This is a genomic window from Massilia sp. CT11-108, from assembly GCF_047302915.1.
Taxonomy (GTDB): Bacteria; Pseudomonadota; Gammaproteobacteria; order Burkholderiales; family Burkholderiaceae_D; genus Telluria; species Telluria orientalis.
Genome location: NZ_JBKYMO010001706.1, coordinates 1 through 243 on the forward strand (window position 1 = coordinate 1; position 243 = coordinate 243).

Genomic DNA, 243 nt, shown 5'->3' on the forward strand with positions numbered 1-243 from the left:
GTCCCGGCGGCGACCACGAGCGGGGCCCGGGCATGCCCTTCGGCCACGTTCCGCTGCACCGCCTGAAGCTGACGGAAGCCCAGCAGGACAAGGTGTTCGCCATCATGCACGCCCAGGAGCCGCAGCGCCGCGACTACGACAAGGCGATCCGCAAGGCGCACGAAGGGTTGCGCGAACTGGGCCGCGCCGACAGGTTCGACGAGGCCAGGGCCGGCGCGCTGTCGCGCGACCTCGGCCAGGCGG

The 243-nt window shown here is 72.8% G+C and carries 1 protein-coding gene; it reads left to right on the forward strand.

The genetic code is table 11. From position 1 onward, the window contains the following. On the forward strand, positions 1-243 hold a 243-nt coding region (locus ACEN88_RS36100; protein ID WP_413347183.1), incomplete at both ends, for a Spy/CpxP family protein refolding chaperone.